Source organism: Wohlfahrtiimonas populi (assembly GCF_002006795.1).
GTDB lineage: Bacteria > Pseudomonadota > Gammaproteobacteria > Cardiobacteriales > Wohlfahrtiimonadaceae > Wohlfahrtiimonas > Wohlfahrtiimonas populi.
This window is the reverse complement of the sequence record NZ_MVDN01000001.1, coordinates 404,247-425,789: the sequence shown is the minus strand read 5'-3', so window position 1 is coordinate 425,789 and position 21,543 is coordinate 404,247. Positions and strand designations below refer to the sequence as shown.

General features: G+C 36.3%; 29 protein-coding genes and 1 riboswitch. Of the genes, 20 read left to right on the top strand and 9 right to left on the bottom strand.

Annotated elements, in window-relative coordinates; translation table 11 throughout:
- Positions 1 to 64 precede the first annotated feature (64 nt).
- The 8 genes from BZK16_RS02135 (at position 65) to BZK16_RS02100 (ending at position 5,048) form a co-directional block, all read left to right on the top strand.
- Complete coding sequence (locus tag BZK16_RS02135) at positions 65 to 517, top strand: DUF441 domain-containing protein (protein WP_077927393.1); 453 nt, start codon at positions 65 to 67, stop codon at positions 515 to 517.
- Between the two features lie 45 nt (positions 518 to 562).
- Positions 563 to 829 carry an accessory factor UbiK family protein gene (locus BZK16_RS02130; protein ID WP_077927248.1) on the top strand — a complete coding sequence of 89 codons (267 nt, stop codon included), beginning with the start codon at positions 563 to 565 and terminating at the stop codon, positions 827 to 829.
- A 4-nt stretch (positions 830 to 833) separates the two neighbouring features.
- Positions 834 to 1,409: a disulfide bond formation protein B gene (locus BZK16_RS02125; protein ID WP_077927247.1), complete on the top strand. Its 576-nt coding sequence runs from the start codon at positions 834 to 836 to the stop codon at positions 1,407 to 1,409.
- A 56-nt stretch (positions 1,410 to 1,465) separates the two neighbouring features.
- On the top strand, positions 1,466 to 1,849 hold the full coding sequence (locus BZK16_RS02120) for a rhodanese-like domain-containing protein (RefSeq protein ID WP_077927246.1): 384 nt from the start codon (positions 1,466 to 1,468) through the stop codon (positions 1,847 to 1,849).
- A complete protein-coding gene (locus tag BZK16_RS02115) occupies positions 1,849 to 2,217 on the top strand; it encodes a glutaredoxin family protein (protein WP_077927245.1) in 369 nt (122 codons plus the stop codon). The genes BZK16_RS02120 and BZK16_RS02115 overlap by 1 nt, the downstream gene beginning before the upstream one ends.
- A 236-nt stretch (positions 2,218 to 2,453) precedes the next feature.
- Complete coding sequence (locus BZK16_RS02110) at positions 2,454 to 3,071, top strand: histidine phosphatase family protein (RefSeq protein ID WP_077927244.1); 618 nt, start codon at positions 2,454 to 2,456, stop codon at positions 3,069 to 3,071.
- A complete protein-coding gene (locus BZK16_RS02105; RefSeq protein WP_077927243.1) occupies positions 3,064 to 3,771 on the top strand; it encodes a M48 family metallopeptidase in 708 nt (235 codons plus the stop codon). The genes BZK16_RS02110 and BZK16_RS02105 overlap by 8 nt, the downstream gene beginning before the upstream one ends.
- Positions 3,772 to 3,839: 68 nt before the next feature.
- Entirely contained in the window at positions 3,840 to 5,048 is a 1,209-nt protein-coding gene (locus BZK16_RS02100; protein ID WP_233145151.1) for a chromate transporter, read from the top strand.
- Here BZK16_RS02100 and BZK16_RS02095 read toward each other — a convergent pair.
- The 4 genes from BZK16_RS02095 to BZK16_RS02080 all read right to left on the bottom strand — a co-directional run bounded on the left by BZK16_RS02095 (position 5,016) and on the right by BZK16_RS02080 (position 8,024).
- The gene (locus BZK16_RS02095) at positions 5,016 to 5,786 is read right to left on the bottom strand and encodes a transporter substrate-binding domain-containing protein (RefSeq protein ID WP_077927241.1); all 771 of its coding nucleotides are present in this window, start codon (positions 5,784 to 5,786) and stop codon (positions 5,016 to 5,018) included. The two genes, BZK16_RS02100 and BZK16_RS02095, sit on opposite strands and share 33 nt — an antisense overlap.
- A gap of 87 nt (positions 5,787 to 5,873) precedes the next feature.
- Complete coding sequence (locus BZK16_RS02090; protein ID WP_077927240.1) at positions 5,874 to 7,205, bottom strand: MATE family efflux transporter; 1,332 nt, start codon at positions 7,203 to 7,205, stop codon at positions 5,874 to 5,876.
- Between the two features lie 103 nt (positions 7,206 to 7,308).
- A complete protein-coding gene (locus tag BZK16_RS02085) occupies positions 7,309 to 7,728 on the bottom strand; it encodes a DoxX family protein (RefSeq protein WP_077927239.1) in 420 nt (139 codons plus the stop codon).
- Positions 7,728 to 8,024: a hypothetical protein gene (locus BZK16_RS02080; RefSeq protein ID WP_077927238.1), complete on the bottom strand. Its 297-nt coding sequence runs from the start codon at positions 8,022 to 8,024 to the stop codon at positions 7,728 to 7,730. The genes BZK16_RS02085 and BZK16_RS02080 overlap by 1 nt, the downstream gene beginning before the upstream one ends.
- A 142-nt stretch (positions 8,025 to 8,166) precedes the next feature.
- On the opposite strand from BZK16_RS02080, the gene BZK16_RS02075 reads away from it, so the two are divergent.
- The 8 genes from BZK16_RS02075 (at position 8,167) to BZK16_RS02040 (ending at position 14,398) form a co-directional block, all read left to right on the top strand.
- Positions 8,167 to 9,078 carry a LysR family transcriptional regulator gene (locus tag BZK16_RS02075; RefSeq protein ID WP_233145150.1) on the top strand — a complete coding sequence of 304 codons (912 nt, stop codon included), beginning with the start codon at positions 8,167 to 8,169 and terminating at the stop codon, positions 9,076 to 9,078.
- Between the two features lie 90 nt (positions 9,079 to 9,168).
- A riboswitch (FMN riboswitch) is annotated at positions 9,169 to 9,292 on the top strand.
- Positions 9,293 to 9,380: 88 nt separating this feature from the next.
- Positions 9,381 to 10,508 (top strand): bifunctional diaminohydroxyphosphoribosylaminopyrimidine deaminase/5-amino-6-(5-phosphoribosylamino)uracil reductase RibD, encoded by a 1,128-nt coding sequence (gene ribD / locus BZK16_RS02070; protein WP_077927237.1) that lies wholly within the window; start codon positions 9,381 to 9,383, stop codon positions 10,506 to 10,508.
- Positions 10,508 to 11,134 (top strand): riboflavin synthase, encoded by a 627-nt coding sequence (locus tag BZK16_RS02065; protein WP_077927236.1) that lies wholly within the window; start codon positions 10,508 to 10,510, stop codon positions 11,132 to 11,134. Before ribD ends, BZK16_RS02065 begins: the two co-directional genes overlap by 1 nt.
- A gap of 1 nt (position 11,135) precedes the next feature.
- Positions 11,136 to 12,341 (top strand): 3,4-dihydroxy-2-butanone-4-phosphate synthase, encoded by a 1,206-nt coding sequence (ribB, locus tag BZK16_RS02060; protein WP_077927235.1) that lies wholly within the window; start codon positions 11,136 to 11,138, stop codon positions 12,339 to 12,341.
- Between the two features lie 76 nt (positions 12,342 to 12,417).
- On the top strand, positions 12,418 to 12,885 hold the full coding sequence (ribH, locus tag BZK16_RS02055; protein WP_077927234.1) for a 6,7-dimethyl-8-ribityllumazine synthase: 468 nt from the start codon (positions 12,418 to 12,420) through the stop codon (positions 12,883 to 12,885).
- 26 nt (positions 12,886 to 12,911) lie between these two features.
- Entirely contained in the window at positions 12,912 to 13,547 is a 636-nt protein-coding gene (locus BZK16_RS02050; RefSeq protein ID WP_077927233.1) for a YdcF family protein, read from the top strand.
- Between the two features lie 8 nt (positions 13,548 to 13,555).
- On the top strand, positions 13,556 to 13,747 hold the full coding sequence (locus BZK16_RS02045) for a hypothetical protein (RefSeq protein ID WP_077927232.1): 192 nt from the start codon (positions 13,556 to 13,558) through the stop codon (positions 13,745 to 13,747).
- Between the two features lie 36 nt (positions 13,748 to 13,783).
- Positions 13,784 to 14,398 carry a hypothetical protein gene (locus tag BZK16_RS02040; RefSeq protein ID WP_077927231.1) on the top strand — a complete coding sequence of 205 codons (615 nt, stop codon included), beginning with the start codon at positions 13,784 to 13,786 and terminating at the stop codon, positions 14,396 to 14,398.
- A gap of 8 nt (positions 14,399 to 14,406) precedes the next feature.
- On the opposite strand, the gene BZK16_RS02035 is transcribed toward BZK16_RS02040, so the two are convergent.
- Both BZK16_RS02035 and BZK16_RS02030 read right to left on the bottom strand, forming a co-directional pair.
- A complete protein-coding gene (locus BZK16_RS02035) occupies positions 14,407 to 15,333 on the bottom strand; it encodes an AEC family transporter (RefSeq protein ID WP_077927230.1) in 927 nt (308 codons plus the stop codon).
- An 81-nt stretch (positions 15,334 to 15,414) separates the two neighbouring features.
- Entirely contained in the window at positions 15,415 to 16,176 is a 762-nt protein-coding gene (locus tag BZK16_RS02030; RefSeq protein ID WP_077927229.1) for an AraC family transcriptional regulator, read from the bottom strand.
- Between the two features lie 106 nt (positions 16,177 to 16,282).
- On the opposite strand from BZK16_RS02030, the gene BZK16_RS02025 reads away from it, so the two are divergent.
- Entirely contained in the window at positions 16,283 to 17,092 is an 810-nt protein-coding gene (locus BZK16_RS02025; protein WP_077927228.1) for a sulfite exporter TauE/SafE family protein, read from the top strand.
- On the opposite strand, the gene BZK16_RS02020 is transcribed toward BZK16_RS02025, so the two are convergent.
- Together BZK16_RS02020 and BZK16_RS02015 are read right to left on the bottom strand one after the other, a co-directional pair.
- Positions 17,089 to 17,793, bottom strand: coding sequence for a GNAT family N-acetyltransferase (locus tag BZK16_RS02020; RefSeq protein ID WP_077927227.1), 705 nt, complete (start codon positions 17,791 to 17,793; stop codon positions 17,089 to 17,091). The genes BZK16_RS02025 and BZK16_RS02020 overlap by 4 nt on opposite strands.
- Positions 17,759 to 18,532, bottom strand: coding sequence for a GNAT family N-acetyltransferase (locus BZK16_RS02015; RefSeq protein WP_158076787.1), 774 nt, complete (start codon positions 18,530 to 18,532; stop codon positions 17,759 to 17,761). Before BZK16_RS02015 ends, BZK16_RS02020 begins: the two co-directional genes overlap by 35 nt.
- Before the next feature lie 201 nt (positions 18,533 to 18,733).
- Between BZK16_RS02015 and BZK16_RS02010 the strand changes: the two genes are divergently transcribed.
- From BZK16_RS02010 to BZK16_RS02000, 3 genes are all read left to right on the top strand, one after another.
- Positions 18,734 to 19,330, top strand: coding sequence for a TetR/AcrR family transcriptional regulator (locus BZK16_RS02010; protein ID WP_158076786.1), 597 nt, complete (start codon positions 18,734 to 18,736; stop codon positions 19,328 to 19,330).
- Between the two features lie 88 nt (positions 19,331 to 19,418).
- Positions 19,419 to 20,057: a type A chloramphenicol O-acetyltransferase gene (catA, locus tag BZK16_RS02005; RefSeq protein ID WP_077927225.1), complete on the top strand. Its 639-nt coding sequence runs from the start codon at positions 19,419 to 19,421 to the stop codon at positions 20,055 to 20,057.
- A gap of 111 nt (positions 20,058 to 20,168) precedes the next feature.
- Positions 20,169 to 20,687 carry a dihydrofolate reductase family protein gene (locus tag BZK16_RS02000; protein ID WP_077927224.1) on the top strand — a complete coding sequence of 173 codons (519 nt, stop codon included), beginning with the start codon at positions 20,169 to 20,171 and terminating at the stop codon, positions 20,685 to 20,687.
- A 5-nt stretch (positions 20,688 to 20,692) separates the two neighbouring features.
- Here the strand turns inward: BZK16_RS02000 and BZK16_RS01995 are convergent, their stop codons facing one another.
- Positions 20,693 to 21,532: a helix-turn-helix domain-containing protein gene (locus BZK16_RS01995; RefSeq protein WP_077927223.1), complete on the bottom strand. Its 840-nt coding sequence runs from the start codon at positions 21,530 to 21,532 to the stop codon at positions 20,693 to 20,695.
- Between the last annotated feature and the right edge of the window lie 11 nt (positions 21,533 to 21,543).

The following is a 21,543-nucleotide window of genomic DNA, read 5'->3' as shown; positions in this document are numbered from 1 at the left end:
TTTATATTATATTTGATCGATATCGTTCAATGGATGATGCATGAAACAAGGATTACAGAAATTAATGGAAAACATAGATTTTACACTGCTATTTTTATTAGTCATTGCAGGATTAGGCTTACTCAGCAAAAACGATACAGTGCTGATTGCAATGCTTGTATTAATTGTGATGAAAGTTACGCCCTTAAATCAATTTTTACCATTAGTAGAAAAGAAAGGTTTATGGCTTGGGGTGATTATTCTCACAATTGGTGTAATGGCTCCTTTAGCCAGTGGCAAAATTAATTTTATGGAAGTACTTGGCTCATTGAAGAATTGGCAATCCATTGCTGCCGTTTTGATGGGCATTGCAGTTGCATGGCTTGGTGGAGAAGGTGCTTCATTGTTGGAAGTTCGCCCAATGTATGTACCTGAATTATTGATCGGCACAATTATTGGTGTTGCGGTCTTTAATGGTGTACCAGTTGGCCCATTAATTGCAGCAGGATTATTATCTTTATTGGTACGATGGAGCTAATCTTTCGCGTATAATGATGACTTTATTGAAAGTTGTGAGGGCGTTATGCCAAAAGATTTTTTACAAAATATGGCAGGTAAAATTCAGGAATCATTGCCAGAAGGTTTAAAAAACACTCATGCAGAGATTGATCGAGTTGTGAAAGAGCAGCTTGAAAATGTTTTGCCAAACTTTAAATTCGCGAAACAAGATGAATTTGAAATCCAACAGAAGATTCTTTTAAAAACACGCAGCGAAGTGGATGATTTAAAAGCGCGTGTTACAGAATTAGAAGCTGTGATTCGTACATTACAAACTTCAAAAGAAGATTAAAATTATGTCTAAGCTCAATCAAAAAAACTCATGGTGGCAAACTGTTGCCAAATGGCAAGATCAACGCTGGTTATGGATTTTAGGTGGATTCATTGCATTAGCATTGGAGTTGATTGCTGTCTTTTATTTCCAAGAGCATTTAGGACAAAGGCCTTGTGAAATGTGCGTTTATATTCGCTTTGCAATGATCGCAATAGCAGTATTTGCATTTATTACGGCACTTTATCCAAAGAATATTATTTTAAAACTGATTGGTTATATTGGTGCATTTTGGGCGATTGTTAAGGGCTTTTTATGGAGCTTGAATTTGGAAATGATTACATTGGATCGTTTGCGTCCAGATTATAATCCTTTCACAAGTAGCTGCTCTATGACAGAAGCATCATTCCCATTTGGTCTGCCAATGCACAGATGGTTCCCATCGCATTTCATGCAAACAGGCATTTGTGGTGAGGATACATGGTCATTGTGGGGTTTAAATATGGCTGAATATATGATGATCATTTATGGCATATTTGCATTAGTTCTAGGTATTATGATGACTTGTTGGTTAAGTAGACTATTCTTAAAGAAAGCCTAGTTTTTTATTAATCGAGAAAAGCCTCAGATTGGGGCTTTTGTTTTGTGGAGAAAAGTATGAAAAAGACTCTGTTATTGATGATATGTCTATTTACTTTGCAATTGGGTTGGAGTGATGATGTTAGCTATTTACGTGATCCTGCAACTTATGATGAATTAATGAAAGACCATTCAATTCAATTAGTGGATGTGAGAACTGCTGACGAGTTCAATGAAGGTACAATTGGTAAAGCACAAAACATCGATTATTTGTCAGAAGATTTCACAGTGAAATTGAAAGGTTTGAATAAAGATGAACCTGTTTATATATTTTGTCGCTCAGGTAATCGCAGTGAAAAAGCACGCAAAATCATGTTGGATCTAGGCTTTAAAGAAGTTTACGATTTACAAGGTGGTTACAATGCATGGCAACAATGGGAAACAGCTAAGGAGCAAAAATAATGAAAGTAATTCGTTGGATTTTAGGCAAAATCATTTTAGGTTTGGATAAATTAACAGCGCCAGCACCAATGATTCGTGCAGTGGAAGAGCAAAAGAAATTGGATGAAGCAACAGCACAATTAAAATTGTATCAATTTCACGCTTGTCCATTTTGTGTGAAAGTTCGCCGTGAAATTCGCCGTTTGAACTTAAAAATTGAATTGGTGGATGCATTGAATGATAAAGCTGCTGAAGAGCGCTTGATCAATGAGGGTGGCAAACGCCAAGTACCTTGTTTGTATATTGTGAATGAAGATCAATCTGTGACTTGGTTGTATGAATCCAATGCTATTATGCTCTATCTTCAAACATTGGCAAAAAGCGAATAGTTATCCTCAGCACCTTTTTAAATTTGTTAGATATTTATCTAGAAGCTTTCTCGCCGTAGGAGAGAAAGCAGAAATTTGAAGTTGTTTGGAGTTATCCCATTTTATCCAAATAACCTGTGGATAAAATTGTGAGGAAAAAGTGAAGATCTTTTTATAACTATATTAATTGTTTGAAATATAAGTAAATAAAAGATCTTCTTTTTATTTGATCACTAATTAAGCAATGAGGATAACTGATGAAAAAGATTATATTTGCGCGCCATGCAGAAAGTGAAGCGAATGCAGGTGGAATCAGTAAGCCGAATGAGACTGTTGAATTAACAGAGACAGGTTTGGTGCAAGCGCAATTATTGGCAGATGAATGGTTGGAAAAGCCATCGAAAATCTATGTTTCTAAGTTTATTCGTACAACACAAACAGCAATACCATTGATGCAAAAATATGATATGAAGCCTTTGCAGTTCTCAGGATTGAATGAGTTCAATACTTTTGGTTATGAATTTGTGGAAGGTTTAACAGGTGAAGAACGCTTGCCATTGGCAATTGCTTATTGGGAAGAAGCTGATCCTAATGCAAGACGCGGTGAAACAGGGCAAACATATAATGAGTTCTGTGCACAAGTTGAAGATTTTATACCAACATTATTCACATTAGAAAATAACAGTGCCATTGTTGGGCATGGTTTGTGGATTACTCAACTTATGTGGCAAACATTGGGCTTTGGTTCACGAGTTTCGGATTCTCAATCCATGAAAGCTTATATGAAATTTCACATGGCTTTACATGTTGGTAATACTCAGAAATTTAATCTATATTTAACGGATTATAAAGTTTTTGTTCAAAAACATGACTAAACATAGTAGTGTAATTATCGAGGATATTGAGTTTATTTTGGATGTAAAAGCCATTAAAAATCTCTATATCCGCGTGAAAAAAGATGGCAAAGCTTACGTCAGCGTGCCGAAAAGGTTACCCCAAACACAAATTCAAATGACTCTGTTAAGCCATTTGCCTTGGGTAAAAGCACAATTAGCTAAATTATCATCTTTGTCAATAAAACCAGAACTGGAATATCAATCAGGTGAAATCCATTGTTTATGGGGAAAATCCTATCCATTGCTATTGGAAACTGATCACAAAAAAGCAGAAGCTTTTATGCGAGATGACCAGATGATTTTGCAAAGCAATGGTGATTTAACTCTTGAGCAAAAAGTTAAGTTATTAGATAACCTTTATCGCATGGAAATCCAAAAAATCATGCCTACATTGATCCTGCAATGGGAAGAAACTATGCAAGTGCAATCATCAGAATGGCGATTGAAGAAAATGAAAACACGATGGGGCACTTGTAATACTCGAGCCAAAAGGATTTGGCTCAACACGGAATTAGCCAAATATCCTTTAGAGTGTTTGGAATACGTACTCGTGCATGAATTAGTACATTTATTGGAACGCAGCCATAATCACCGTTTTAAAGCATTCATGACTACATTTTTACCAGATTGGCCTGTACGCAGAAAACTGTTGAATAGTTTAGCGATGAAGATGTACTAGTTTAATATTTCTGTCATATTTAATAGTTATACTGTTAGATCGTTTTCTGATTCATAAGGGCAATGATTGTGTCTCAATCTATTTCTGCTTGGCAGGTGTTTCTAATCTTCTTAAAGTTAGGGTTAACATCATTTGGTGGGCCAGTCGCACATTTAGGCTATTTTAGAGAAGAATTTGTCAGTAAAAGACGTTGGCTGAGCGATGCGCAATATGCCGATCTTGTTGCTATTTGTCAGTTTTTGCCAGGTCCTGCGAGTAGCCAGGTTGGCATGGCAATTGGTTTATCTCAAGCAGGATATAAAGGCGCATTCTCAGCGTGGTTAGGGTTTACACTACCTTCAGCAATTTTTTTGATTATTTTTGCATTGGGTGTAGCGCAATATAGTGATATTGCAACATCAGGAATTTTGCATGGATTAAAAATTGCAGCTGTTGCCATTGTTGCTCAAACAATTTGGGGAATGGCAAAGAACCTTTGCCCTGATAAAGCTAGGATTACCATTATGGTGATCACAACATGTTTTGTCTTGGCAGTTCCATCGGCAATCGGGCAGGTTTTAGCAATTATCATTTCGGGATTTGTAGGTTGGAAATTATTTCAGCCTAATCTTGATGATACTCATCAAGTTTTAAACGTCCCAATTTCAAAAAAATCAGGCGGTATTTGGCTATTAATGTTTTTTGTATTATTGATAATTTTACCTATGATTGTATGGATTTGGCCAAATACTACAGCCATCATGTTCGATGATTTTTATCGTGCAGGGTCTTTGGTTTTTGGTGGTGGACATGTAGTTTTGCCGTTATTGCAAGCCGAAGTTGTGGAAACTGGTAGAGTTAGCAATGACTTGTTTTTAGCAGGTTATGGCGCAACACAGATTGTACCTGGACCATTATTCACATTTGCAGCATTTTTAGGTGCAAGTATGAATGAATTTCCTAATGGGTGGGTGGGTGGAATGATTGCTTTGGTGGCAATTTTCTTGCCATCTTTTTTGTTGGTTGTGGGGGCTTTGCCATTTTGGGAAAGCTTACGTCATCATGCTCAAACAAAAGCAGCATTAATTGGGATCAATGCTGCTGTAGTTGGTTTGTTATTAGCGGCTTTCTATCAACCCATTTGGATAAATACAATTTTCAATGCCACAGATTTTAGTTTAGCGCTAATCGCATTCGTTGCATTAATGTATTGGAAATTGCCAATATGGTTAGTTGTCATTGCAAGTGGGATGGTAGGTTGGTTATTACATTCCCCATTTATCTTGGAAAGTTTTTAACTCAGTATTTTGCAACCAACCATTAAGGCTATTGAGTAGTTTGCCATCATCTTGATTTACCATATAAGCTTTGTAGCTTGCAGTACCAGTGAATGGCTCAGTTGTTGCCATACATAGAACATTCGGTTCATTGTGTTGGTAATATTTACCTTCAATTAAATCTGTAATCATGACATCAGCAGTTTGATCACGTAGTGCTTGGATGTTATCGAAGTTATCTTTAACACGCACAACATTAGCTTTATCTATACGTTCATTGACGAATGATTCATTAGTTCCTCCAGGATTGACAACTAAAGTCACTGTTGGTTGATTAATTTTTTCAAAGTTACCAATTTCTTGTGAGATTGTGCAACGAGCTAAAGCTATTTTGCCATTGGGTAGAATTTCTTCTGTGAGAAAAAATTCTTGTGCGCGTTGATCTGTGAATGTAATGCCGCCAATTGCCACATCAAATTGATTGGCTTTTAAATCTTGGCTAACAGTTGGCCAAGAGGTTGGTACAAATTCAACAGTGAGATTTTGCTTTGCAGCATAATCTTGGATGAGATCAACATCGAAGCCCACAAGATTTTTATCTTTATCGTAAAATGCTAAAGGCGCATAATCTCCAGGTACGCCAACTTTTAGGGTACCAGAAGCTCGAATTTCATCCAATGGGCGTGCTTGGCTCATATTTGTGACTGCTAAAGCAACAGCAATGCTGAAGCTTAAAATTATGGTGGTGCGAGAGTTCATCGTACATCCTTATATATTAAATTTAATCAATACTTTGATAGTACGCAAAGATTGCATCATTGTTAACCATTATTATGTGAATAACTCTTATGAGATTTTTTTATAACGTAAATATGCCCAATAAATCACAGGTACAGCTAGTAATGCAGAGCTTAATGGCATTGCAACCCAAACGCCATCTAGTTGATAGAATTTAGGTGCGATGAATAGGAAAGGAATCTGAATCACTAAATTACCAATGGAAATTACTAAAGCTTTTGTACCTTCGCCAATGGCTTGGAAGAAGACTGTGACCATGACAAATGCACCTTCTAAAAAGAGCAGTGGCAAATGGAAATTAATAGCATGAATGGTGACTTTGGAAAGTTCCAGTTCATTGGTAAAGAGTGCTGTAAAAAACTCAGGGAATATCTGTAAGAATATTGTTAGTGTAATGCCATAAGTCATGCCCACAAAAGCCATCATACGAATGATTGCGCGTGTTGAAAGATAATTTTCACGGCCATATAAACGACTGATGATGGGTTGCACACCGTTGGCAATGCCTTCCATGCCTAAATAATAGATCGTGATGATATAGCCTGTAATTGTATAAGCAGAAACAGCAACTGTGCCACCATATTTTACGAGCATTTTATGATGCAACATCATGATAAAGCCCACATAAATGTACATAAAGAATGTGGATGCGCCATTGACCATAATATTTTTAATCAACGTGAAATTAGGCTTAAAGTGATGAGGTTTAAGGGGTTCACCACTTTTGAAAAGGATGTAATATAAACCTAAAAACATAGCACATGATTCACCTAAAATATTGGCAACAGCAGCACCAAAGACAGACATTTCCCATACAACAATGAAGAGATAAGAAAATAAGACGTTGATGGAAACGCCGATTGCCATATAGAGCGTTGCATAATAAGGTTTACCCATATTGCGAACGAGGAATGGTAAGGCTAAGCTACCAATCACTAATGGTGAACTGACTGCAAATACTTGGATGAAATCAATTGCCATATAAGCAGTTGTAACGAATTTTTGGCTCACACGATATTCTGCATCGCTCAACATATAAACCAATGTGGGTGCTGAAAGATAGAGAATGATGCCGAAGATTAACCCAGGAATAAGAATTAATGTAATGGATTGCCCAATGATTTTTCGGGCTTCCTTATCATCTTCTGCACCTTTGGCAATGGAATATAAACTGCCTGTGCCAACGCCGACCAACAAGCCAAAGCCTAATAAAACTGTGATGTATGACCAACCAATATTAACAGCGGCTAAGCCTTCAGCACCTATAAAATGCCCGATAAAGAAACCATCAATTAATTGGTAAGCACCGCTGATGAGCATAGCGCCCAATGTTGGAATAACGTAACTAATGAAGAGTAAACGTAATGTTCTTTGCTTCACAAAAATCCTGAGGTTAGGGAGATAGTGAAATTATAGGTCATATTACTGATTTTTGGGCAAAAAAATGCCATTCGGGGGAATGGCATAGATAATCAGAGAAAAATTATTTTTTCGTTAGGAAACTATCAATGCTGAATTTTCCAGCGCCTTGCACAAGGATATAAATGAATCCACCTGCCATCGCTAAATTTTTCATTAAACTGGTTGCTTCTTCTGGTGCACCATGGAAAATTAAACCTGATGCAATACAGAAAAATGCTAAAAAGAACGCAACAATGCGCGTTTGGTAGCCGATTAATAATGCCAATCCACCACCGAATTCTAATAGAATCACTACATAGACTAAGCTACCTGGAATACCTTGAGATTCCATGTAGGCTGCTGTGCCAGCATAGCCTGAGATTTTATTCCAACCTGCGATGATGAATAAGTATGCCATCAAAGCTCTGCCCGCAAGCATTAACGAGTTGTTAATGCTTGGGCGATTGATCAATGTTTCAATATGACGATCAAACGTTAACATTATTTGCTGTCCATATTGAAGTTGAAATCGTTAGAGTTAGATGACGTTCTTGGACCATACATTTTTGAAGTGTATTCTGCATTTTGTGCTGGTGTTAAAATGCTTTGCACTTTTGCTTCATATACAGGGTTAATCGGATTATTTTCAGAAATGCGACCCAATTGTTTCAACTGTGTTACTTGTTCTGCACTTAAGTCATTCAATACTTGATATGCAGGATAAGGTTGAGCAACTGCGATACTTGTTACCATTGTTGCTGATAGGGAAAGAATAGCCAATTTAGATAATGTTTTCATGTGAAACTCCTTTTAAAAAATATAATGAGATAGTTGTTTGTGTGTTAGCCATAACTTCAAACTGATTGCTATGTTAATGAAATCAGTTTTTTGTTACTATCGTTAACAGGAAAATCATTTGTGCCTCACAGGAATAAATAGAATGAATGCGAACATGAAACCATTACAATCGTTAGAGTTAGATGATATTCAAGTATTTTGCCGAGCAGCGGAGAGTTCAAGCTTTACAGATGCGTCAATTTCATTGGGTGTAACGCCATCAGCTGTGAGTAAAGCTGTGCAGCGCCTAGAGAAAAAATTAAAACTAAAATTGTTTTATCGTTCAACACGTTCTATTCGTTTGACAGAGGAAGGGCGAAGTTATTATGAAACTTGCCGTAAATCTCTAGAAAGTATTCAGGAAATTGAAAACCATCTATTGAATAATTCTGTACCACGTGGAACATTGCGCATTAGCTTGCCTGATAGTTTGGCGATTAATAAATTGATTCCTGTGATCAATGGTTTTATGGAAAAGTATGATGAAACATTGAAAATGGAAGTATTCTTGAGTACAGCTTATGTGGACTTTATGCGAGAAAACTTTGACTTAGCAATTCGAATTGGCGAAGTGACGGATTTAAATTTAGTTGCAAGATTATACGCAAGGATTGAACAGAAAATTGTAGTATCTCCAGAGTATTTAAGAAAATATGGCACACCAAAATCCCTCAGTGATTTGAAAAATCATAAATGCATTGGACTGAAATTTCCTAGTGTTAGTACGCCATTGCCATGGAAAGTAAAAGGTGAAAATGCATTAAATTTAGATTTTGCAATGTTGTATAACGACCCTTTTGGTGCAGTGATGAGCGTGATTAATGGCTATGGCATTATTCAGTTATTGGACTTTACCGTAGATCATGCCATTGCAAGTGGCGATTTAGTGGAGCTTTTTCCTGAGCATCGTTTAGAGCCATTGGATGTTCATATTGTTTATCCAAGCACGAAGTATGTGCCAGCAAAAGTACGGGCTTTCATTGATTATCTCTTTGAGCATAAGCCTCTTTTATAATTCTATTTTTGAAAAACCTCATTTCGGACAACTTGTAGCATGTGATTTGATATCGAAAATTATATGTGATAGAGTTTTGCCAATTGAAAAATTTATCTTTGGGGCAGGGTGCGAAGCAATTCAATTCCCGACCGGCGGTGATAGTCCGCGAGCGAAAGCTGATCTTGGTGAAATTCCAAAACCGACAGTATAGTCTGGATGGTAAAAGATAAATCACAACTCTATTCACGTGCCTATTATTTGGCATGCTGTCTATGCTGTGTTTTTTTGTGCCCCAAAATAAATCTAATGATAGAGGGTATATGAACAAGCTAACTGAATCAGATCATCAATTTTTGGATAAAGCCATTGCATTGGCAACGATTTCTATGGGATTCGTTTCACCAAACCCTTATGTGGGCGCTGTGATTGTGAAAGATGGCAAAATTATTGGTGAAGGCTTTCATGCAAAAGCGGGTACAGCACATGCTGAAGTGGTGGCGATTCAAAATGCTCAAGACAATCACGAAAGCACAATCGGTGCGACGATTTATGTTTCGCTAGAACCTTGTTGTCATCATGGTAAAACAGGTCCTTGTACAGAGGCAATCTTAAATGCTGGCATCACAAAAGTTGTGTATGCAACGCAAGATCCTAATCCATCAGTGGCAGGCAAAGGTGAAGCTTTCCTAGTGGCAAATGGCATTGAAGCTATTTGTGCAGATTCTGATTCAGCTCGCCAAATCAATCATATATTTTTTCATAATCAATTAACACAATCACCTTTTGTGACATTGAAAGCCGCTATGAGTTTGGATGGTAAAACTGCATCTCAATCAGGTGATTCACAATGGATTACAGGCGTTGATGCACGATTAAAAGGGCATGAATTACGTGCAAAGCATGATGCGATAATCATTGGTAAAAAAACATTATTGAATGATGATCCAAGTTTAGCTGTGCGTATTCCTGATCAAAATTATCCCAATCCTATTCGTGTGTTACTGCTTCGTAATTTCAATGGTATTGAGCATTCAAATTATCAATTATTTGATACAGCAGTTGCACCAACTTGGATTATCTATCCTAAAAACCAAGCTATCAATGCAGGTTTAAAGGCCGAATTAATAGCTAAGAATGTGCATTTAATTGAATTGAATGATGATGAAATTACCGTAGATTCAGTGTTGATTAAACTCTATGAAGAAAAAGTCATGAGCGTGCTATTGGAGGGCGGCAGCAGTATTTATAATGCTTTTATCAGTGCTCAAAAAGTGAATGAGTTTGCACTGTTTTATGGTCCAAGATTAATTGGTGATGCCAAAGCGCCAAGCTTGTGGGATCACAGCAATATTACAGATTTATCAGAAGCACCAATTTTATCCATTCATGAAACGGAAAAATTAGGCACTTCTATTTATGTACGAGCAACCTTGAAGGAGGTTGAATAATGTTTACAGGCATCATTGAAGAAATAGGTGTATTGCAAGCTAAACAGCATCGTGGGGATGTTATCACGATCAAAATTGGCTGCAAAAAGGTGCTAGAAAACGTCAAGATCGGCGATAGCATTTCTAGCAATGGCGTGTGTTTAACTGTGACAAAATTTGATGATTATGGTTTTTGGGCAGATTTAACGCCAGAGAGCTTAAAGCGTAGCACATTTGCAAGTAGCACAATGGGCAGTCGTGTTAACTTAGAGCGCGCAATGCTTGCCAATAGTCGATTGGATGGTCACATTGTTTCTGGACACGTAGATACGATGACGACATTGCAATCCTTGCAGAAGCTTCAAAATAGCTATGTTTTAAGTTTTGCTTTAGCGAGAGACTATCAAAAATTAGTGGTTGAAAAAGGTTCAATTGCAATCAATGGAATCAGTTTAACAGTGACGGATGTAACAGCGAATGCGTTCAGTGTCAGCGTGATTCCACACAGTTTTGAAATTACCAATCTTCATCAATTGAAAGAGGGTAATCGTGTGAATATTGAATTTGATCAGCTCGGCAAGTACATCTTGAAAGAGAAAGAGCAATCAACTTTGAGTTATGACAAATTAGCAGAATGGGGATATTAAGATGAAAGCAATGATTCAACGTGTTGAAGCTGCGCTAGATACATTAAAACGTGGCGAAATTATCATTGTAATGGATGATGAATCTCGTGAAAATGAAGGTGATATGATTGTTGCCGCAGAGCATTGCTCTGATGCGCACATGAATACGATGATCAAAAAAGCAGGTGGGTTAGTTTGCTTGCCATTGACTGCACCAATTGCTGAACGTTTCGATTTCACGCCGATGGTTGTGCGTAATGAAGATAGCTACCAAACAGCATTCACTGTCACTGTGGATTATATCTCTACGCATACTGGGATTTCAGCAGGCGAGCGTGCTTTAACTTGCCGTAAAATTACGGATGACAGTACAACAGCGGCAGATTTTAAAAAGCCTGGTCATATTTTCCCATTGATTGCGAAAGATGGCGGCGTTTTAGTGCGTCGTGGGCACACTGAAGCCGCGGTAGATTTAATGGAATTGGCAGGATTGAAGCCCGTTGCTGTGATCTGTGAAGTATTGAATGAGGATGGCACAATGGCGCGCCGTAAAGAATTAACTGCATTGAGCGCTAAAGAAGCAATGCCATTAATTACGATTCAAGATATTGTCGATTATCGTAATTACCTCATCGAGAAAGCGACGAAATTAGAAGTGATGAGCCAAGCACATTTGCCAACAGCTTATGGCAATTTCACAATCTATACTTTCCCAAATAGCGAAGGTAGCGAGCCACACGTTGTATTGCGTAATGAAAATTTTGATGCAAGTAAACCACTCACAATGCGCATTCATTCAGAATGTTTAACAGGTGATATTTTCCATTCTATTAAATGTGATTGCCAAGCACAGTTGAATTTTGGCTTGGAAACGATTGCGAAAGCTGAAAATGGCATGATGATCTATCTTCGCCAAGAAGGCCGTGGTATTGGTTTAGCTGAAAAAATTCGCGCTTATGCATTGCAAGACCAAGGGCAAAATACGATCGATGCCAATTTATCTTTGGGTCATCCAGTGGATAGTCGTGATTTCACAATTGCTGCGCGTATTTTGCAATATTTCGAGCAATCACAAGTGAAACTCATTACAAATAACCCTGAGAAAGTGGAAGTATTGCGTAAAAATGGCATTGAAGTTTTAGAACGCATTCCAACACCTAAATTTGTGACAAAAGAGAATCAAGATTACTTGGCAACTAAAGCTACTCAAATGGGGCATTACTTATAGTTTGAGTTCAGGTAATTAAGAATTAGTATTTCAGTGAAACAGTTTGATTAAATATTTTTTTATTAGGAGATTTATTATGCAAGTTATCGAAGGCCAATTATCCATTCAAAATAAGAAAATTGCTATTGTTGCAGGTCGTTTTAATAGTTTAATTTCAAAGCAATTAATTGATGGTGCAGTGGATGCATTGAAACGTCACGGTTTAAGTGAAGACAATATTCAGTTGGCTTGGGTGCCAGGTGCGTTTGAAATTCCTTTAATCGCACAACAATTTGCGAAAAAAAATGATATTGATGCTATTATTTGTCTCGGCGCTGTCATCCGCGGATCTACACCACACTTTGATTTCGTTGCTAACGAAGTTTCTAAAGGTATCGCACACGTAAGTTTAGATCATCAAAAGCCAATTGCATTTGGTGTATTAACAACAGATAGTATCGAACAAGCTTTAGAACGCGCAGGCACAAAAGCAGGGAATAAAGGTGCAGATGCTGCGGTAACAGTGATTGAAATGCTAAGCTTAATGGCTCAAATTGATAATTAACTGGTAAAGATTTATGAGAAGGGTAAATGACAAATAATAATAAAAAAACATCCACACAATCATTTGCCCTTTTTTGCTTTCGCAACTTTCGTTGCGGCGTTTTTCTATTTTTCTTAATGTGTTTAGTTGTCATTTGTGTGGGCAATGGCATTATTCATTCTCAAGTTAAGGATATCCATGCAACTGACAATGCTGATGCTGTGATTGTTTTAGGTTATCAAATTGAAGGTGATCCACTTGAGCCAACAAAAGCATTGAAAAATCGCTTGGATATGGCTTATCAATATTGGTTGGAAGCACCACAGGTTAAAGTTATTGTTTCTGGTGGTAAAACGCAAGGCTTAGAAAAAAGCGAAGCAGAAGTGATGCAGGAATATTTAGTAAAACGTGGCATTCCAGAAGAAAATATTTTATTGGAAGATGATTCCACTCGCACAGCGCATCAATTTATTAATTCTAAAAAATTGATGGATATTCACAATGCAGTTGTTGTGACAAATGATTTCCATTTACCAAGATCATTAATGCTGGCAGCACGTTCAGGCATTGAACATGTTTCAGGATTAGCTGCAGCAACGCCGACAGATACTCGCTCTATTTTTGTTGCTTATATTCGCGAGCCTTTTGCTTTGTTAAATTCATGGTTATTTGATTATCCATAAGGTTTACAATGCCCATCTTTCTAGTTTTAATAGTGATTGTTTTAGCAATCGTTTGTGCACCGTATGTTCTGTTATTTGGGTGGTTAAAACCCATTACTATGATGGGCTATTTTGGAGTATTTGCGTTGGCTTCTGCAATTTTATTATTGCTCGTGATCTTCATTGGCTTAATTCATAATCATCGCGCTAATAAATTATAATCATAAGAATTCCTATTAAAATAAGGTGTTTTTTAGATGGATAAATTTACATATTTAATCTTATTTGTTATCGTTAGTGGATGCTCTTCTACAGGTGATTTGTGTCTCTTGGGACGGACAGATAATTCTTATAGTCCACCAGTCGATTATGATAGGCCTGTTTATGTGGATAAAAATAATAAAATTCTTTCCAATATGGATAAAAATATTATTATTCAGCAAGGTAATAGCTATGCTCGAAAGATCGTTAATCAGAATTATGATATTGCTAGAGATCTTTGTGATAACAAAGAGATAACTTTAAAAAATAATCAAGGTATTGTCGATATATCATATATTTATGCAAAGTCACGCGCTGCACCTTGGATGGAATGGAACGATAAAAAGAGACTTTATACATCTGGTTTGTATCGCGCTTTATATGAAAAGAATTTAGATAAAGTCATCGATGAAAATTTATGTGTCATTGGTTTGTGTAATAAAAAAGATATTGCTCAGTTTTGTGCAACTAACCAACGTCCATATCTTAAAAAAGAGAGTTTTATTAGTAAGTTAAGGGATCATTATATTCGTGATCATGATATTGAGATTACATACCCACATAGGAAAATAACATATTATTGCAAACAACCTAAGTTACTTGGTAAGTAGTAATATGATCATGTCGGGATTGAAACATCTAACAGCCACATCACAATCGGTAAAGTTATTAAGCTTAAAATTGTGCTGATGAATGTTGAGCTAGAAACTAGTTTAGGTTGTGTATTGAAGAATACCGCTTGTAAAGTTGTATTGGCAGCTGCAGGCATTGCGGCTAAGATGATTAAGATGGTTTTATAAGTTTCTGGCAAAGGCAATAGCATCACTAAAAAGTAAGCCAAGATTGGTGAAATCACCATTTTTACAATTAAAGAAATGGATAATTTGGGTAGGTCAATTTCTCTAATATGAATCATTGCCAATTGCATACCTAGAATAATCATAATCACAACGATGGACGAATCACCAATCATGGCAATGGATTTCATCACGGAATCACCAATGGGAATATTGATAAGTTGGAAAAGAATGCCGAGCAATGCGCCATAAGCGACGGGCATTTTAATCACACGAATCAATGCATATTTAGCAGAAGATGCTTCACTTTGGCGATCACTACCTTTAGCAGCATAGTAAATACCAATGGTACTCATCACAAATTGTTGAAGCACCAACATAATGATAGCAAGGTCAAATCCCTGTGCGCCAAAGAACATTAAAATCACAGGCACGCCATAATTCCCATTATTCATGAAACAGGCGCTTAAAATCATGCCACAGCGGATATTTTCAGAATAGCGCATAAGCTTTGACCATAGGCTGATGATCAGCACTAATCCTAAACAGAGTGCAAATACATAAAAAGCTAAGTAGAAATAATCGAACGTTAATTCATGAGTGTAAAACGTACGAAAGGCCAGAAATGGTGAAAGTACATATAAGGACATTTTGGATAGATTCTGAATATCAAAGCGCAGTATCTTTTGTGCAATGAATCCCACAACAAAAATAGAAAAGATGGGGAAGAGAATCAAAAAGAAATCCATGATAAACCTTTGTGTGTTTCTAAAAATGAAATAAAGTGCCTAGTTACAATAACATTATCAAGCTAGAAATTGTATGATTGATTATTCACGATTTTGCAAGAATATAAATTCACTGGGTGAATAATTCAGAGATTTCTTAAACATGGCAGAAAAAGCGCTGATGCTTTCATAGCCCAATGACAACGCGATATTAGTGATGGATTGCTGTTTTGTTAATTCAGTTAACGCATACAATAAACAAATATGTTGTCGCCATTGGCTGAACGTCATTCCCGTTTCTTTCTGAAAGAATCGAGAGAATGTTCGTGTGCTTTTATGGCTTAAGCTTGCCCATTTTTCTAATGATTCATGGATATTGGGCGATTGAATGAAGTTTTGGCATAGCGCTAATAAAGTAGAATCTTGTGGCAAAGGAATATGAAAAGGCAAAGCTTCTGCTTTTTGAATTTCATACATTAAAAGTTGAAGCAAAGTTGCATCCCGCCCTTGAGATTCATATAAGCGAGGAATATCTGTCGCTGCTATTAAAAGTGAATGCATGAGTTTTGAAACTTTCACGACTTCACATTGATTACGTAATGATAATTCAGGTGAAATGTATAAGCTTCGTGTTGAAGCATTAAGCATCCTTACAGAATGTAGTGTTTGTGGCGGAATCCAAACGCCACTATCAGGGAAAACAAGCCAACGGCCATGATCTGTGGAAACTTCCATCATGCCACGAATGCTATATAGAAATTGTGCTCGTTGATGTTGGTGCGTTGGTAGAAATGTACCATCTTCATAATCAGTTGCAAGGGCAATGATTTCTCTAGGCGTGTCTTCAATGTCATAAATCACCATATAAACTCCTTTGGCATATATTCGATAATATATGTCACTTTGCCGTAAGTTTGCCAGTTGTAATTTCAGTATGATGCGATTATTCGCCATCAATGTAGAGATTACGATGTTATTACTATTAGGTTTTTTCGGAATTATTTCAGGGATTACAACGGTGTTATTTGGCTTTGGTGGCGGTTTTGTCACAGTGCCTTTGTTGTATTCTTATTTATCATTAACCGTGCATGATCAAGGTTTGATCAGTGATTTTGCCATGCAAATTTCTGTGGCAACTTCTGCATTTATTATGATTTTTTCAGCATCCTTATCGAGTTACCAACATTATCAAAAGGGGAATTTAAACTTTAGTCACATTTGGTCATTATTCATTTCTATTTCTATCGGTGGGTGTTTTGGTGCTTTGATTGCTGCATTAGTAGATGGTGATTGGATTCGTTGGTTATTCATGTTTTATTTAGTAATCACGATTATTGATTGCACTGTGAGAAAAGGTTTTATGAACCCCAAAACAATTGAAATTCAAACAGTTACTCGTAAGCGTGATGGTTTGGTTGGCATTGTCATAGGCATTGTGGCAGCATTTCTAGGCGTTGGTGGCAGCATTATGACTGTGCCATTGATGAGAAGGCGTGGCGCAAGTATGAAAGAATCTGCTGCGATGGCAAACCCGTTGACTTTACCAATGGCGATCACAAGCAGTGTCGTTTATTGGTTATATGCAAAGCATGATCAATTGGATTTTGGTGAAGGCTTTGTTGGGTTTTTATACATTAAGGGCGCAATATTATTAATCATTAGTGCCTGGATTGGGATCAAAATAGGTACTCATTTAATGAAATACCTACCTGATCATATTCATGCTAAAGCTTATCCAATCTTGTTGATGATAGTCTTGGCTGTGATGTTTTGCATTTAATTTGCAAGCACAACATCCCATTGTAATAATGGTGTCAAACCTGCTGATTGCGCTAATGCTAAAGAACCATGATTATCCAATTGGCAACGATATTGTGGTTCATAACCAGCAAGAATTGCTGCTTGGCTAATGGTTCTAATGACTCTTTTAGCATGACCTTGTTGGCGAAATTCTGGCAAAGTAATCACGCCAATATCAGCAATTTTATATTCATCTTTATCCCATGAATACATACTTGCAGCCGCTACTAATCTGCCATAAACAAATACGCCATAAACTAAACAATGATCCAATGCGACAAAAGCATTTTCTAAATCTTGAGAGGGCGCATTTTGGCAAAACTCATCAAAAATTTGCTGATCATCGTGTGTTAATGGACGAATTAAATATAGTTTGGGTAAATCTTTCACAACGTCTAATTGCTGTTCGTTGTAATAGAATATTTGATCTGCACCATGCCAGTTTAAATTATCCCAATTAAATTGATCATTCATGTTATTTGATTGTGCAAAACGAGGTGAAACCATAAGGATTGTTTGTGCTGCCAATGTTAATTTAACAATTTGATAATCTTCATCTAAATTTGGATTGATGACAATAGATAAATCTTCTGACTTAAACACATATTCGCAGTTCTGATACTGATTGTGCCAATAATTTAAAATGCTATTCGAGAATTGAGTGTGATTTAAAGTAGGCATGGTAATTCCATAAAGGTTTGAAACCTAATTTTTGATAAACAGATAAGCCATCTGAAGATGCTTCTAAGACACAATATTCAGCACCTTTATTTTGTGCGAATGCTAATGCATATTGAATTAAAGCAGTTGCGTAGCCTTTGCCTTGATGGTGAGTGTCTGTGCCAATATCATCTAAACGTGAACCTTCATTCATAATTGTTAATGTGAGATTACAGACAGGTGCATTATTCAACATTAAAACGAAGTGATAGAGTGGCTGATTTTGTTGTAAAGCAAGTTCATGAGCTTTTTGATATTGCTGGATAATAATCGCATCTTGCAATGTATTGCCAGAACCAAATGCAGTTAATAATGGATAACTCCATAGAGCCAAATTGTCATTGACTAAATTAATAGTAAAGTTATTTGTACGATTAGCGATAGGTTGCCATTCATTCAAATTTAATTGCATCGCTGTGGTTGGCGCTTCATCTTCTAACTGCCATTCTGTTTGATGAGATTGAATGATCGAATGAGTTTGACCTTCAGGGCAAATAATCATGCAATCACGAGATTTTGCATCATACCAATTTAAAACATTGGTGATTTCATTGATATCTGCACCATCATAGATGTAACAAAGATTAAAACTCTGAACTTCTGTCACAGGGCTAATGTAAGCTTTGACATTTTGAGATGCATAGTGATCTACACTGATGCTTTGCCAGAATGCTTGCTCTAAGGAATGAAAACTGATCATGCAAAACCTCATTCAATTATTTTAAAGAACGTATTACTGATAGGTGTGGTAGCATATTATTTTTAGACTGATTAGTCTATATGTAATTTGTAAATTTACAATTTCATCATCATGTGTAGCGAAGAGTTGATAGAATAGATCTGTAAATACTGTGGTTCAGCCAATTTTGGCTGATTATTTTTCATTCAGTGGATGAGTAACATGACAAAAGAAAAAACAGCAAAACAGAAAGAGAAAATACAGCATATTTTGGATGCTGCAGTTGTCTGTTTTGCGAAAAAAGGATTCCACTCAACAACGACAGCAGAAATTTGTCGTGAGGCAGGAATGAGCCCTGGTCATGTTTTTCACTATTTTTCAAGTAAGCAAGAGATCATTGAAGCAATTGCTGAAAATGATCGCGTTATTTTTGCGGATATTTTTGCTGAAAATGTGAATGAATCAAAGGTTGTTGATTCTATTGTTGCTATCATTCGTGCAGTGGTGAAATACATCACGGTTTATCATATTTCAGCGCGATTATGTATTGAAATCAATGCTGAAGCTACTCGCAACCCAGAAATTATGAAGATTTTTTTAGAAAATGAAAAGTGGAATAAAAAAGCCCTAACAGATTTAATTACCATTGGTATTCAAAATGGTGAAGTCGCACAAGATTTACAGCCAGGCATTATTACTGATTGGCTATTCATTTTAACTAATGGCATTTTATGCTATAGCGTGACTGATCAAAGTTTTGATTGGGAAGTTCATACGGATTTTTTAGAGAAGATCATTCGTAAAACATTATCACCATAAATTATTGGAGCTTTGATGAAAGAAAAGAGAGCAGTGGATTTAGCCCTTTTAACAAAATAGTTTTTTAATTTTTTAAAAGGGCAGGCATATGCAATACCAAATCATTGATTTAGCATCTTGGAACCGCCAAGAGCATTATAATTTTTATCGTCAAATACAATGTAATTTCAGTTTAACTACAGAAATTGATGTTACTAATGTTGTTGCTTTCTATAAGCATTATCATTACAAATTTTACCCTGTGATGATTTACTTGATCACACAAGCTGTGAATCAGGTGCCTGCACTAAAGATGGCATTGAAAAATGAACAGTTGATTGAATGGGAAACTGTATTACCCAGTTACACAATTTTTCATCCTGAATCAGAAACATTTTCATCATTGTGGACTGAATATCATTCAGATCTCACAGAATTTATGCGCGCTTATGAAGAAGATTTTGCAGAATATCAGTATAATTTAGCATTATCACCCAAGCCCAATTTGCCAGAAAATCACTTCAATATTTCAAGCTTGCCTTGGATGAGCTTTAGTGGATTCAATTTAGGCTTTTCTGAAGTGAATGATCATTTTGCACCAATTTTTACGATGGAAAAATTTAGTGAAAAGGATGGAAAGCTTTTATTGCCTTTAGCAATACAAGTTCATCATGCTGTTTGTGATGGCTTTCATATTGGGAGGTTTATTGATCTTTTACACGAATGTATTGACGAATTAATATATTAGGGGAAATCCTTTTAGTAAGTTTATTATTTGTGATTTTCAGGATAAATTTAATATATTTATATTTATATTTATATTTATATTTATATTTATATTTTTAGTTGGGAATAACATATGATTTATGGATACATTGCGACAACGATTGATGGCTATATTGCAGATGAACAAGGTAATATTGATTTTTTGAATGATTTTCAAAATATTGATTGTGGTTATGATCAGTTCATTCAGAAAATTGACATTATTGTAATGGGCAGAAAAACATATGAATCCATTATGGGTTTTGGCATTGATTGGCCATACCCACATCAGAAAACTTGGATAGTGACCTCACAAACTGATTTGAAAACTACCGATACTAATGTAGAAATTTGGCAAGGTGATTTATCTACATTGATGCAAATGATACGAAGCGAAGAAGATAAAAATTGTTGGATTTTAGGTGGTGGGGAATTGATTTCTTCTACTATTGCACTCGGTTATATGGATCAACTAGAAGTTTACATTACACCTGTATTATTGGGCACAGGCATTCCATTATTCACACAACAAAGTTATGCGCCAATTAAAGCGCAGAAAGTTGAATCTAACCTCATTGACAACACAATCACGCAACGAATTTATACTTTTTAGTTAATCTACATTAGCCCCGTTTTTCGATATTGGCTCAATGAAATACCCGTGTGCCTTTTAAAATAGCGGCACAAATAGGATGGATCATTGAAGTTCATTGTATCTGCAATGGCTTCGATGGATTGTTTTGTTTGTGTGAGCTGTCTTTTAATTTCTAAAATTACTTGTCGATCAATCAATGTTTTCGGCGCATCATTGAATAAATCTTGGGTTAATTGTGATAAATAATAGGGCGTGATTGATAATAATTTTGCGTAAAAAGCAACAGCTCTTTCTCGATGACAATGTTGATGAATTAACTCCCAAAATTGCCAACAAATCATCTCTTTTCGGTTATGTTTTGTGGACTCTATGATCTTTAAATCCTTAGCTTGTTTCGCCATGATCAGAAAGAAGTTTTGCAAATGGTTACACAAAGTTGTGCGTGCATAATTGCCACTATTTTGGGTTAAAAAGCTGATTTGCTGTATCCAATTCTGCATAAAGCTTAAGTAATCATGATTGGGTTTAAAATGAGGATGATCTCTGAGATACGAAAATAGATCTGAAGGTAAAACATAAGCCACTTCGGAAGCAAATGATCTCGCCATTAAACAAAAAAAGACAGAAAAATCAGATGAGCATTGATGAATGATGACAATAGAATCATCAGAGACAAATAAGATATCGCCTTGTTGATAATCATATTGTTTAAAATTTACAGAAATTTTCGCGGTGCCTGATTGGCAAATCCATAGATTGGCATAAGGTAATTGCAAAGGCGCATGATCATGCTGCTGAATTGTGTGATTGCCAATCCAATAATCATTTGTAGATTGCTCTGTAATATTGAATAATGGAAACATGATATTTTTAA